At 68.6% G+C, this 12,200-nt stretch carries 11 protein-coding genes; 6 read left to right on the forward strand and 5 right to left on the reverse strand.

The window, feature by feature from the left end:
- Positions 1 to 5 precede the first annotated feature (5 nt).
- The 3 genes from A9975_RS00620 to A9975_RS00630 all read left to right on the forward strand — a co-directional run bounded on the left by A9975_RS00620 (position 6) and on the right by A9975_RS00630 (position 3,613).
- Complete coding sequence (locus A9975_RS00620) at positions 6 to 365, forward strand: Zn-ribbon domain-containing OB-fold protein (RefSeq protein WP_183030926.1); 360 nt, start codon at positions 6 to 8, stop codon at positions 363 to 365.
- A 67-nt stretch (positions 366 to 432) separates the two neighbouring features.
- Complete coding sequence (locus tag A9975_RS00625; protein WP_183030927.1) at positions 433 to 1,431, forward strand: tripartite tricarboxylate transporter substrate binding protein; 999 nt, start codon at positions 433 to 435, stop codon at positions 1,429 to 1,431.
- Positions 1,432 to 1,492: 61 nt separating this feature from the next.
- Positions 1,493 to 3,613, forward strand: coding sequence for an acetate--CoA ligase family protein (locus A9975_RS00630; RefSeq protein WP_183030928.1), 2,121 nt, complete (start codon positions 1,493 to 1,495; stop codon positions 3,611 to 3,613).
- A 16-nt stretch (positions 3,614 to 3,629) separates the two neighbouring features.
- On the opposite strand, the gene A9975_RS00635 is transcribed toward A9975_RS00630, so the two are convergent.
- The 5 genes from A9975_RS00635 to A9975_RS00655 all read right to left on the reverse strand — a co-directional run bounded on the left by A9975_RS00635 (position 3,630) and on the right by A9975_RS00655 (position 8,631).
- Complete coding sequence (locus tag A9975_RS00635; RefSeq protein ID WP_255502980.1) at positions 3,630 to 5,141, reverse strand: sulfite reductase flavoprotein subunit alpha; 1,512 nt, start codon at positions 5,139 to 5,141, stop codon at positions 3,630 to 3,632.
- A 227-nt stretch (positions 5,142 to 5,368) separates the two neighbouring features.
- Positions 5,369 to 6,376, reverse strand: coding sequence for an FAD:protein FMN transferase (locus A9975_RS00640; protein WP_183030930.1), 1,008 nt, complete (start codon positions 6,374 to 6,376; stop codon positions 5,369 to 5,371).
- A 142-nt stretch (positions 6,377 to 6,518) separates the two neighbouring features.
- Positions 6,519 to 7,343 carry a DUF4198 domain-containing protein gene (locus tag A9975_RS00645; RefSeq protein ID WP_183030948.1) on the reverse strand — a complete coding sequence of 275 codons (825 nt, stop codon included), beginning with the start codon at positions 7,341 to 7,343 and terminating at the stop codon, positions 6,519 to 6,521.
- A gap of 64 nt (positions 7,344 to 7,407) precedes the next feature.
- Positions 7,408 to 7,932, reverse strand: a complete 525-nt coding sequence (locus tag A9975_RS00650) for a DUF2271 domain-containing protein (RefSeq protein WP_183030931.1) — start codon at positions 7,930 to 7,932, stop codon at positions 7,408 to 7,410.
- A 63-nt stretch (positions 7,933 to 7,995) separates the two neighbouring features.
- Positions 7,996 to 8,631 carry a PepSY-associated TM helix domain-containing protein gene (locus A9975_RS00655; protein WP_183030932.1) on the reverse strand — a complete coding sequence of 212 codons (636 nt, stop codon included), beginning with the start codon at positions 8,629 to 8,631 and terminating at the stop codon, positions 7,996 to 7,998.
- Positions 8,632 to 9,023: 392 nt separating this feature from the next.
- Between A9975_RS00655 and A9975_RS00660 the strand changes: the two genes are divergently transcribed.
- The 3 genes from A9975_RS00660 to A9975_RS00670 all read left to right on the forward strand — a co-directional run bounded on the left by A9975_RS00660 (position 9,024) and on the right by A9975_RS00670 (position 12,071).
- A complete protein-coding gene (locus A9975_RS00660) occupies positions 9,024 to 10,580 on the forward strand; it encodes a methyl-accepting chemotaxis protein (protein WP_183030933.1) in 1,557 nt (518 codons plus the stop codon).
- Positions 10,581 to 11,254: 674 nt separating this feature from the next.
- Complete coding sequence (fur, locus tag A9975_RS00665; protein ID WP_370563590.1) at positions 11,255 to 11,701, forward strand: ferric iron uptake transcriptional regulator; 447 nt, start codon at positions 11,255 to 11,257, stop codon at positions 11,699 to 11,701.
- A gap of 91 nt (positions 11,702 to 11,792) precedes the next feature.
- Entirely contained in the window at positions 11,793 to 12,071 is a 279-nt protein-coding gene (locus A9975_RS00670) for a hypothetical protein (protein WP_183030935.1), read from the forward strand.
- Positions 12,072 to 12,200 lie beyond the last annotated feature (129 nt).

The following is a 12,200-nucleotide window of genomic DNA, read 5'->3' on the forward strand; positions in this document are numbered from 1 at the left end:
TCGCCATGAACACTGACCATTCCTATCGGGCCGGCCTCGACGCGGGCGTGGTGCGCTATCAGGCGTGCGAGGACTGCGCCGCGTGGCAACCGCTGCAGCGCCATGCATGCCGCGCTTGCGGCAGCACGCGGCTGGCGTGGCGCGACGCCACGGGCCGCGCTACCGTGCACAGCGTCACCGAAGTCGCGCGCGCGCCCACCGAGGATTTCCGCGCGCTGGCGCCTTACACGCTGGTGCTGGCCACGCTTGACGAAGGCCCGCGCGTGATGGCGCATGCCGAGCCCGGCGTGACGATCGGCGAGCGCGTGCGCGCGGGGTTCATGCGCCATGGCGAGCGCACGCTGCTGCGTTTCCAGCGCGAGTAGCCGCATGGCACGGCGTAGCACTACGTAGCACGACGCAGCAACACACATCGACACTCTGGAGATCGACATGGTCCGAACCTTGCCGCTTCGGCGGCCCGCGCGCGCCCTGCTGATGGGCGCGATGGCAATGGCCGCCGTGCTGCTGGCCGCGCCCGGCGCACGCGCGCAGGACTGGCCAACGCGTCCGGTGCGGCTGGTTGTGCCTTACCCGCCCGGCGGCCCCACCGACATCGTGGCGCGCGTGGTCGGGCAGAGATTGTCGGAGCAGCTCAAGCAGCCCGTGGTGATCGAGAACCGGCCCGGCGCGGGCGGAAATATCGGTGCCGAGGCCACCGCGAAGGCCGCGCCGGATGGCTACACGCTGCTGGTGGCGACCACGGCGCACGCCATCAACATGACGCTGTTTACCAAGCCTGGCTACAACACGCAGAAGGACTTCGCCCCGGTCTCGCTGCTGACGCGCGGCCCGCTGGTGCTGGTCACGGCGCCCGCCACGCCGGCGGCCAATGTCGCGGAGCTGATCGCGCTGGCCAAGGCCAAGCCGGGACAAGTCAGCTTTGCCAGCTCCGGCAACGGCCAGTCCACGCACCTCGCCGCGGAGCTGTTCAACAGCATGGCGGGCACGCACATGACCCACGTGCCGTACAAAGGCAGCGCGCCCGCGCTCACCGATGTGATGGGCGGGCAAGCCACGGTCATGTTCGACACCATGCTCTCCGCCATGCCCTTCGTGCGCGAGGGCCGGCTGCGCGCGCTGGCGATCACCGGCGCAACGCGCTCGCCCGCCGCGCCCGATGTGCCCACCATGGCGCAGGCTGGCCTGCCCGGCTACGAGGCTACCGCGTGGAATGCCCTGCTCGCGCCGGCGGCGACACCACAGGCCGTGATCGCCACCTTGAGCAGCGCGCTGAAGGCCGTGCTTGAACAGGAGGAGGTACGGGCCAAGTTCGCTACGCAGGGCTTCGCCGCGGAATGGACGACGCCTGGCGCCACGGCGCAGTTCCTGACCCGGGAGATCGACAAATGGGGCAAGGTGGTCAAGGCCTCCGGCGCCACCATCGATTGAGCCATTCTCGCTGTTCCCTGGAGCCGGACGTGCCGGCCTTTGATTCCGGATCGCATTCATCATGAACCAGACCTTGCAAGCCTTGCTGGCGCCGCGCTCGATCGCGGTGATCGGCGCCTCCGACCATATCCACAAGATCGGTGGCCGGCCCATCTACTACATGCGCGAGCATGGCTACGCCGGCAAGCTCTTCCCGGTGAACCCGCAGCGCGACACCATCCAGGGCCTGCCTGCCTTTGCCTCGCTCGACGCACTGCCCGAAGTGCCGGAGCTGGCCATCATCGTGGTAGGCGGCGACGCAGCGGTGTCGGCGGTGCGCGATTGCGCGCGGCTGGGCGTGGCAGCCGCGATCGTGATCGCCTCGGGCTTCGGCGAAGCCGGCGAGGAAGGCCGCCGCCAGCAGGACGAGATGGTGCGGGTTGCCACCGGCGCGGGGCTGCGCCTGGTTGGCCCGAACAGCCAGGGCCTGGCCAATTTCGGCACCGGCACCATTGCCAGCTTCTCCACCATGTTTATCGAAGTGCCGCCGCAGGATGGCCCGGTGGCCGTCGTGAGCCAGAGCGGCGGCGTCAGCGCCGTGGTCTACGGCCTGCTGCGCGGCCAGGGCATCGGCGTGCGCCATATGCACGCCACCGGCAACGAAGCCGACATCACGGTGAGCGAGCTGGCGCTGGCCGTGGCGCATGACCCCGATGTGCAACTGATCCTGCTGTACCTGGAGAGCCTGACCGATCCGGCCGTGCTGGCGCAAGCCGCCGCGGTGGCGCGCCGCCGTGGCGTGCCCATCGTTGCCGTCAAGGCGGGCCGCTCCAGCGCGGGCCAGCGCGCGGCGGCGTCGCACACCGGCGCCATTGCCAATGAAGACCGCGCGGTGGGTGCCTTCCTGGCGCGGCACGGCATCTGCCGCGTGGATGATGCGCACGCGCTGGCGCGCTGTGCGCCGCTTTACCTGCGCGGCTGGCAGGCCGGCGGGCGGCAGCTGGTGGTGGTGAGCAATTCCGGCGCGAGCTGCGTGATGGCGGCCGATGCGGCCGAGCCGCTCGGGCTTGCGCTGGCGCCGCTGTCGCAGGCCACGCAAGCGGCGCTGGCGGAGCGCCTGCCCGGATTCGCCTCAACCGCAAACCCGGTCGATGTCACCGCCGCGCTGCTGACCAACAGCGGGCTGTTTGGCGACGTGCTGCCGGTGGTGGCCGCCGACCCCGCCGCCGACCTGCTGCTGCTCGATATCCCGGTGGCGGGCATGGGCTACGACCTGCCGCGCTTTGCGCGCGATGCCGCCAGCTTTGCCAACAACGCCGGCAAGCCGATTGCCGTGGCGGCCTGGCAGGCGCCGGTGGCAGCTGCGTTCCGCGCGGCCAACGTGCCCACCTATGCCAGCGGCGCCGAGGCGCTGGCTGCATTCGCGCAACTGGTCACGCATCAGCAGCAACTGCGCGATGTGGCCGCGCAAGACACGGCCGTCGCCGCGCATCGGCCCGCGGCAAGCGATGCAGCGGGAGCTGCGTCGGGCGCTACCGGCCACACGCTGAGCGAGGCGGCGAGCCTCGCGCGCCTGGCGTTGGCCGGCATCCCGGTGGTAGCGCACAAGCTGTGCCAGAGCGTGGACGAAGCGGTCGCGGCCTGGCGCGAGTTGAAGGGGCCCGTCGCAGTCAAGGCCAGCTCGCCGCAAGTGCCGCACAAGAGCGAGCACGGCCTTGTCGCATTGAACTGCAACGATGAACATGCCGTGGCGCAGGCCTTCCTCACGCAGACCGACATCCTGGACAAGCTCGGCGCGGCCTGCGAGGGCGTGGTGGTGGCGCGCATGGAATGCGGCCAGCGCGAATGCATGGTGGGCGCGCACTGGGACCCGGTGTTCGGGCCGGTGGTGCTGGTGGGAGACGGCGGCAAGTATGTGGAGGTGCTGCGCGACACGGCCGTGCTGCTGGCGCCGTGCAGCGAGGCCGCGGTGGCGCGCGCCGTAGCCGGCCTGCGCATTGCGCCGCTGCTGGCGGGCGTGCGCGGCGAGCCGGCTGTCGATGTGGCGGCGCTGTGCCGGATCGCCGTGGGCGTGGGCCAGCTGATGCTTGAGGCCGGCGGCGCGATCCGCTCGATCGACCTCAACCCGGTGATGGTGAGCGCGGGCGGTGCGGTGGTGGTGGATGCGCTGATGGAGGTGGCGGCGGACGCTGCGCCAGCCTGATCATTCCCAGGCAGTCTCAGTAGACGTCGCGCCGATACCGGCCCTGCTCGCCAAGGCGCAGCAGGGCCTCTTCGCCCAGCACGTCCGACAGCGCAGCGTTGACGCCAGCGGCCATGCCCTTGAGGCTGCCGCAAACGTAGATGGCCGCGCCGGCTTCGATCCATTCGCGCAGTGCATCGGCCGATGCGCGCACGGCGTCCTGCACGTAATGCAGCGAGCCGCCATCGCGCGAGTAGACCAGGTCCAGCCGCTGCAGCACGCCATGGGCCTGCCATGCGGCGAGCTCGTCGTGGTGAAACGCGTCGTGCTCCGCGGTGCGCTCGCCAAACAGCAGCCAGTTGCGATGGTGCCCGGCCGCGGCCCGGGCCTTAAGATGCGCGCGCAGGCCCGCCAGGCCGGTGCCGTTGCCGATCAGGATCAGCGGGCGATCGTCCGCAGGCGGATGAAAGCCGCGATTGGTGCGGATGCGCAGGGCGATGCCCGCGCCCGGCGCCGCATGCGCGGTGAGCCAGCCGGATGCCAGGCCGAGCCGGCCATCGTCATGGCGCGTCTGGCGCACCAGCAAATCCAGTTGCCCGTCGCCCGGCAGCGAAGCAATCGAATACTCGCGGTGCGGCAGCAGCGGCAGCGTATCCACCAGCCGTTGCGGCGTGACGCCGGCCAGCGCGGCCAGATGCGGATCTGGCAGGACGATGCGCGTGGCGAGCGCCTGCGCCAGCGTGGTGGATGCGCCATCGCAGCGCACAGCGGTGTCACCGTCCAGCGAGAGCTTTGCCAGCACGCGCGCCACCTCGGACGGCGCAAGACACGGGCCGATCTCGGCAATGTCGCCGGCCTGCCACGACGGCGCGCCCTCGCCCACGGTTGCCGGCACCAGCGCAAGATGGAAGGCTGGTGCGCCCGGGCTGCCGGGATTGAGCAGCCTGCGCTCATGCAGGCGCCAGACGCCGTAGCGCGGTTTTTCCCAGTCGGCGATTTCGGCGCCGCCGGCGAGCGCGCTGAGATGGTTCTGCCAGTGGCGCAGGGCCCCGGCATCGCCGTTGTCCACTTCCACCATGTCGAAGAGCGCCTGCGCATGCTGGCGCTGCATCCATGCCGACAGCGTGTGGCCGAAGGCGCAGTAGTTCGCGTAACTGCGGTCGCCAAGCGCGAGGATGCCGTAGCGCAGCGCGCGCATGCCACCCGCACCGGCGGCGGCCGTCAGGCGGCGCGCAAAGCCCGAGGCGCTGTCTGGCGCATCGCCCTCGCCCGTGGTGCTGACCACGAACAGCACCTGGCGGCAATGGGCAAGACGCCCGGCCTCCAGCTGGTCGAACGATAGCAGCTGCACGGGCACGCCGGCATCCTGCAGCGCTTGCGCGGTTTGCAGTGCAAGCTGCTCGGCAAACCCGCTCTGGCTCGCGTAGGCCACGACCGTGGCGCCGTCCTTTGCCTCGGCCAGCTGGCCGGCGCGCGCATGCCGCTGGCGATGCCGGCCGATCACGGCGGCACAGAACCCGGCATAGGCCATCAACACGCCGGCGGCCATGCCGGTGCGGCTGGGTGCGAGAAGGCCCAGAGCGGTGCCGGCCACGCCAGCCAGCGCGCCTAGCAGGATCACGGCGTCGATGACGCGGATGCGCTTGCGGGAATTGCCAGTATCGCCGGTATAGCCGGTATAGCCGGTATTCCCGGCATGGCCTTCGTGGCCCTGCCGGCGCGGGCTGGCCGCGGCCGGCGGGTCTATCGGCAGGGAGGAGGCGGTATCGGGCGTGGTCATGACAGCATGGCCTCGAAGGCCGGCGACAAACGTTCGTCGAAGCCATCGCTGCGGCGGATCAGGAAGCGCGCGGCCAGCGCATGGCGGCGGGCGAACACCATGCCCGCCTCAGGGCCCAGCACGGTCAGCGCGGTGGACAGCGCATCGGCCATCATGCATTGCGGGTGCAGCACCGTGACCGAGGCCAGCGCGTGGCTGGCCGGATAGCCCGTGCGCGGGTCCAGCGTGTGCGCATAGCGGCGACCGCCGCTATCGAAGTAACGTCGGTAATCGCCCGAGGTGGCAACCGACAAGCCATGCAGCGCGACCAGCGTCTCGTGCCCCGCCGCGCCGCCGCCCGGTGGCGTTTCCAGCGCGACCCACCACGGCATGCCGTCGGGCTTGACGCCATGGCCGCGCAGCTCGCCGCCGATTTCCACCAGGTGGCTGTCGATGCCCTGCCCGCTCAAGTAGCGCGACACCGCGTCCACGCCAAAGCCCTTGGCGATGGCGCAGAAATCCAGCCGGATGCCGCCGGGCTGCTGCACGCGGCTGCCGGCCTCGTCGATGGCGATGCGCTGCCATGCGCATTGCCCGCGCGCCTGCTCCAGCGCCGCCAGCTCGGGCGCTTGGGCACGGCGCGGCGCCGGGCCGAAGCCCCACAGGTCGACCAGCGGCCCCGCGCTGGGGTCAAAGGCGCCGCCGCTGTCGCGCGCCACTTGCAGCGCGGCCTTCAGCACGGTGAAGCAGTCGGCTGGCAGCACCTGCCAGCTGCCGGCCTCGGCGCGGTTGAAGCGGCTCACGTCCGAGGCTTCGTCCCAGTTGCTCATCTGCGCGACGACCTCGGCCAGCACGGCGCAGATGCCGGCCTCGAGCGTGTCTTGATCGACTGCCACGGGCGATGCGGCCCACGCCACCGACCATGTGGTGCCCATGGTCTCGCCTTGCCGCCGGCACAGGCGTGACGTCGCGGCAGGCACGGGCGGCACGGCACCAAGCGAAAGGGGAACCAGGACACGCTGCATAGGAGACGGCCAGTGACGGATAGTGACGGATAGTGACGGACAGGAGACGGAAACGACGAAAACACAAAAAGCCCGCTGGGGGCTTAGGGCTTGCGCAGGCAACGGGGCTCACGCGCCGCTGCCTGCCGGTGTGGCACTGCGCTTACTGCGGCAGCACTTCCACCGTGGCCGCATAGCTGGCGCGGCGCGTCTTGGCTTCCTTGACGGCAACCTTGTCGTCGCGCACCTCGGCTTCCATCCAGTACATGCCCGGGGCCGGCCACTTGACGCTGAACTTGCCGTCGGCGTCGGTGGTGAACGCCATTTCCTGCAACTGGTCGCGGTAGCGGATGCCGCCCGGCACCACGGCTACCTTGACGTTGGCGGCGGGCTTGCCGTCCAGCAGCAGGCGGAAGCTGGCGGCGTCGCCGGCGACCAGGTCGTTCGGGTGGGTAACGGGCGCCAGCTCCAGGCCTCGGCCAGTGGTCTGCAGCACCTTGGCGGTGGGCTTGCCCGCCGTCACGAAGGCTTCCAGGCGGCTGTCGGCCTGCGTCACCTGCAGGTCCTGCGCACCGGCCGGCACCTCCTTGGCGAAGGCTTCGGGCGAACCGCGCCAGCGCTTGGCCTGGCCGTCCACCTTGTAGCTGGCAAACAGGCCGTGGTTGACCATGGCCACCTTGTAGGTGCCGGGCTGGGTCAGGTGCACGTCGAAGGTGCTGCGATAGCGGCCGGTGCTGGCGTTCTCGACCTTGGCCGCGGCGCCGTCCGGCGCGGTCACGGCAAGGTTGTCGAGGCGCAGCGGCACGTGCTCGAAGTAGAACAGGTCGTTCGACACGGCGGCGTCGACGGTCACCCACGGGTCGCTGCCCGACAGCACGGTCGCCGACGGCAGCAGCCACTGGCGGTGTGCGTGGGCGGCCAGCGGCATCAGCGCGGCCAAGGCCAGCGCGGCGGCCTGGACGGACAGTTTGGTGGCGAAGGTCTTCATCGTCATGTTCCTATTCCTCTTGCTATTGAATGCAGGGCTGGTTGATCGGTCCGGGGCTCAGGGCTCAGGGCTTGAGGTCGACCGAGACGCCGCCAAGCTCATGCTCGCCCTTGGCCTTGGCCGAGGCGGCTGTCTTCGGCGGCCAGGCAAAGGGCACCCGCAGCAGCTCGCGGCCACCGACCTCGCGAGCGGCTTCCACCACGAGCTGATACTCGCCGGCGGGCAGCTTGCCCAGCGGCGCCTTGGCATCCGTGAAAGTGAGCGTGTGCTCTCCGGCCGCGCGCGTAGCGCCGGAGATGCCATCGGCGGGCATCTGCATGTCGCGCCCGGCCTTGCGCCACCACTGGCGCATGTCCTTGAGCCACTTGGTGCCTTCGCCGTCCTTGTGCTTGACGTCATACCAGACGGCCAGCGTGGCGGCCGGGCTCTGGTCGGCACGCTCGATCCACATCGAGACATAGGGCCGGTGGTATTCCGCGACGTTCAGGCGCGGGATCTCTACCTTGACGTTCATTTCGGCCGCCACGGCCGGGCTGGCAAACGGCGCCGCGGCCAGGCCGGTAAGGGTGACGGTAAGCAATCGGCGCATAACGGGACCTCGTCTTTGAACGGTAAATGGGATCGGGTGATCGCTAGTCATCGTTAATGATCGTTAGTGGATGAACAACAGCGCCAGCAGCAGCGGCACCACCAGGCCCAGCCCGACCAGCGGCCAGGTCGCCATGCGGCCACCGGCGTGCAGCTTGAGCAGGAACAGCCCGGTCACGCTGAAGATCAGGCAGGCCGCGGCGAACACGTCCAGGAACAGGCTCCAGGCGCGGCCGGTGTTGCGGCCCTTGTGCAGGTCGTTCAGGTAGGAGATCCAGCCGCGCGTGGTCTTCTCGTACTGCACCTCGCCGCTGTCCAGTGCCACGCTGACCCAGGCGTCGCCACCCGGGCGCGGCAATGCGACATAGATCTCATCGGCCTGCCACTCGGCTTCACGGCCATGGGTGTCGATATCGAGTTCCTGCGACAACCAGCCGGCCAGCGCCGCCGGCACCGGGCCCTTGTCTGCGTGCGTGGCCTGGCGCAAGGCCGCCGTGAGGCTGGCCGGCGCGCTCGCCGTGCGTGTGACCACTTGCGGGCGAGCCTCGATCTGGCCAGCGTGGTTGAGCGTGAAGCCGGTGACGGCGAACAACAGCATGCCGATCAGGCACATTGCCGAACTGATCCAGTGCCACTGATGCAGGTGTTTGAGCCAGAAGGCCCGGCGCTGCTGGCCGGCCCCTAGCGATGTTTCAGTCATGTTTGTTGATCTTCCGGCGCCCGGCAACCTGCTTCTCCGGTGCCTCACTGGTCAGCTTGCCGCGTCCGCGCGAAGGTGCCGCGCCCCATGCCAGGTGACGGTCCAAGCAAATAAGGCGAAAGGATAATGGTTCTCATTTGAAATCGCAATGCTTGGGCTGGTGAGCAGGCGTTACGTTCCATTACAGGCTCGGCGCGCGCCGCTAAGTGCAGCGTGATCCGCTGCCCGAAGTTCATTTGTGCGGTTACACGCACGCCACTGCCGAATTCCCCTGCAAGCCTTGCTGTACCTGAGGAAATCCCCTAGCGAGCGATCGTCAAGTTTGTCCTCGGGGCCGCCGTTATCGCGTCAGCAGAGCCGTAAATCCATAGCTAGAAAAAAGGGGAGAGAGAATGCTGGAGCGCCTGAGCCTGAGGAAAAAACTGCTGTTGCCATTGCTGCTGAGCTGGGTCTGCCTGCTCGGGCTGACGCTATGGGACGCCTGGCAGATGCGCGAGCTGCGCCTGGCGGAGAGAAAGCTCGACCTGGCGCACGTCACCGAAACCGCGCTGTCCATGGTCCAGTCGTACGAGGCACTGGGACGCACCGGCAAGATGCCGATGGAGGAGGCCAAGCAGCAAGCCCTGGAGCGCGTGCGCGCCATCCGCTTTGGCGAGGACGGCTACTTCACCCTGATGCACTCCAACGCGGTCGTGGTGATGCACCCGTTCAAGCCGGAGATGAATGGCAAGAACATGGAAGACACCAAGGACCCGAAGGGCACTTATCTGTTCCGCGATATCGCCGCGATCGGCAAGGGCGCGGGACAGGGCTACGTGCAATACCTGTGGGCCAAGCCGGGCGCCGAGGCGCCGCAGCCCAAGCTGAGCTACGTGGCGAACTTCAAGCCGTGGGACTGGAACTTCATCGCCGGGGTCTACCTGGACGATATCGACGCGGCGTTCCGCCAGGCACTGCTCAAGTCGCTGGCCTTGCTGCTGGGCATCGGCACGGTGATGACTGTGGTGGTGCTGCGCATCGCCAACGGCCTGCATAAACAGCTGGGCGGAGAGCCGGCGCTGACTTCGCGCATCGCCGCGCGCATCGCCGAGGGCGACCTGGCCAGCGAAGTGCACACCGCGCCCGGCGACAACCACAGCGTGCTGTTTGCCATGCAGCAGATGCAAACCCGCCTGACCGGCGCCATCGGCAGTATCCGCGGCTCGGCGGATTCGATCGCCGGAGCGGCCAGGGAGATCGCCTCCGGCAACGCCGACCTGTCGCGCCGCAGCGAAGAACAAGCGGCGTCGCTGGAGCAAACCGCGGCCAGCATGGAGCAGCTCACCGGCACGGTGCGCCAGAGCGCCGACAACGCGCGCCAGGCCAGCCGCCTGGCCGAGGGCGCATCGGAGATCGCGGTGCGCGGCGGCGTCATCGTGGGCAAGGTGGTCAACACCATGGGCGAGATCAAGGCCGCCTCCGGCAAGGTGGTCGACATCATCGGCGTGATCGAGGGCATCGCCTTCCAGACCAATATCCTGGCGCTCAACGCCGCGGTGGAAGCCGCCCGCGCGGGCGACCAGGGCCGCGGCTTCGCGGTGGTAGCCGGCGAGGTACGCAGCCTGGCACAGCGCAGTGCCACCGCCGCCAAGGAGATCAAAGCCCTGATCGGCAACTCCGCGCAGCGGGTGGATGATGGCTCGGCGCTGGTGGAAAACGCGGGGCAAGCGATGGACGAGATCGTGGAAGCGGTCAAGCGCGTGACCGACCTGATGGGCGAGATGCGCGCCGCCACCGAAGAGCAGACCGGCGGCATCGAGCAGGTCAACCAGGCCGTGACGCAGATGGACCAGATGGCGCAGCAGAACGCCGCGCTGGTGGAGCAGGCAGCCGCCGCGGCCGCCTCCCTCGAAGACCAGGCCGATGCGCTGCACCGCGCCGTTGGCACGTTCCGGCTGGCGGGCGCCTGAGCTCCGCATAGGGCAGTAACCAGCGGCGTCCCGGGCTCGGCATGCCGGGCGCCGCCATCGCGCGCTTGACTGCGCGCTTCGCGTGCGCCGGGGACTTTCCCCGCTTGCCCGGCGCACGTTCTCTTTTTCCGCCTTGCCCCCCATGTTTCCTCCCGCGCTGCGTGCAACCGGCGGCCGCGCCACCCGCAAATCCCTTCCCAAATAAGTTGAAAATTCTTCTTGTAATGAGATTAATTCCCATTTACTATTGCTTCACTGACTGACGCAGGCAAGCAAGACCAGCTAGGCGCCAGGCACCAGAACACAGCAAGGCCAGCGGCAAGCCCGCGGCAACCAGAATTTTGAGAGGTCGCAACGCGGCATCCATCACCGTCTTTTGTGGGGACCGCTCCGTACCGCGGAGCGTTTGGCAGTAGCCAGTCACCGGAGGATCGGGAAAGCAACCAGACCCCGCTTTCCCGATCGCTTCTTCGGCCGACAAGCCAAGCCATCTTTTTATTCCGCGAGCCGTGCGCCACGGCTCGCAGCAGCGGGCGGCCTTCCTTGCGGGACGCCGCCCGCCGCACGCCTACGGTTGGTATCGCGAACGTCCGCCCAATGCGCGTGACGGCGCAGCCGGCCCAGACACCTTCATTTCCGATTGATGCGCCCCCATGCGGGTGCCAAGCCGCAGCATGCTGATGCCTCCCGACAGTACCGAACCCATTGACCTCAAGCGTGCCGGACTCAAGGCAACGTCGCCGCGCGTTCGCGTGCTGGAAGTCTTCCGTGCCAGCCAGCGGCGCCACCTCAGCGCCGAAGATGTCTACCGCATCCTGCTGGCGCAGGAAGTCGACGCCGGCTTGTCCACGATCTACCGCGTGCTCAACCAGCTGGTGCAGGCCAACATCCTGCTGCGCCACAGCTTCGAAGCCGATCACGCGGTGTTCGAGCTCAACGAAGGCGGCCACCACGACCACCTGATCTGCGTGGCCTGCGGCCGCGTGGAAGAATTCCGCGACGAAGCCATCGAGATCCGCCAGCGTGAAGTGGCAAGCGCCAATGCCTTCGTGCTGCGCGAGCACATGCTGGTGCTATACGGCCTTTGCCCGGAATGCCGGGCCGACAAATCCATCAACTGATACGGCCCTCGTTCCACCGCCCCCATTGTCGGAACCACGGCCTCGCCCGTCCCCGCCCGCCGCGGGCGCCGGTGCGCAACCGGAGTCCATCATGGATCGCCAGACCAAGCCCCTGACCGAACTCAAGCGCCTGCTGAACGATTGCCTGCATGCGCAACCCGGCTGCCAGGGCTGCCAGCTGCACGCCGTATGCGTGCACCGGCCCGACCACACCGGGTGCAACTGGAGCGCGGAGGTCGATTTCCCCGGGAGGAGCGAGGAAGAAGCGTTACGGAGCTTGCCGCTGGCACGCCGGGTAGTGGTGATGGTCAGGGAGCGCTTCAATGTTGAGCGGATGGACATGGGCGAACCGGACTTGAGCCTGGCTTGATCCTGGCTTGATCCTGGCTTGAGCCCCCGGCACGGTTCACGCAGGCAGGTGGCACTTGCGTGCAGGTACATGGGTGCGCATTTTCCATCCTGCCAAATCCCCCCACCCCCACCCCCTCCAGTTAAAATC

It is taken from the genome of Cupriavidus sp. UME77, from assembly GCF_014170355.1.
Classification (GTDB): domain Bacteria; phylum Pseudomonadota; class Gammaproteobacteria; order Burkholderiales; family Burkholderiaceae; genus Cupriavidus; species Cupriavidus basilensis.

Excerpts from the sequence above, each read along its gene's own strand:
- A9975_RS00625 (WP_183030927.1), top strand. The coding sequence starts at position 433 with ATGGTCCGAACCTTGCCGCTTCGGCGGCCCGCGCGCGCCCTGCTGATG.
- A9975_RS00635 (WP_255502980.1), bottom strand. The coding sequence starts at position 5,141 with ATGGCCGCCGGCGTGTTGATGGCCTATGCCGGGTTCTGTGCCGCCGTG.
- A9975_RS00630 (WP_183030928.1), top strand. The coding sequence starts at position 1,493 with ATGAACCAGACCTTGCAAGCCTTGCTGGCGCCGCGCTCGATCGCGGTG.
- A9975_RS00650 (WP_183030931.1), bottom strand. The coding sequence starts at position 7,932 with ATGCGCCGATTGCTTACCGTCACCCTTACCGGCCTGGCCGCGGCGCCG.
- A9975_RS00640 (WP_183030930.1), bottom strand. The coding sequence starts at position 6,376 with ATGCAGCGTGTCCTGGTTCCCCTTTCGCTTGGTGCCGTGCCGCCCGTG.
- A9975_RS00620 (WP_183030926.1), top strand. The coding sequence starts at position 6 with ATGAACACTGACCATTCCTATCGGGCCGGCCTCGACGCGGGCGTGGTG.
- A9975_RS00660 (WP_183030933.1), top strand. The coding sequence starts at position 9,024 with ATGCTGGAGCGCCTGAGCCTGAGGAAAAAACTGCTGTTGCCATTGCTG.
- A9975_RS00655 (WP_183030932.1), bottom strand. The coding sequence starts at position 8,631 with ATGACTGAAACATCGCTAGGGGCCGGCCAGCAGCGCCGGGCCTTCTGG.
- A9975_RS00670 (WP_183030935.1), top strand. The coding sequence starts at position 11,793 with ATGGATCGCCAGACCAAGCCCCTGACCGAACTCAAGCGCCTGCTGAAC.
- fur (WP_370563590.1), top strand. The coding sequence starts at position 11,255 with ATGCTGATGCCTCCCGACAGTACCGAACCCATTGACCTCAAGCGTGCC.
- A9975_RS00645 (WP_183030948.1), bottom strand. The coding sequence starts at position 7,343 with ATGAAGACCTTCGCCACCAAACTGTCCGTCCAGGCCGCCGCGCTGGCC.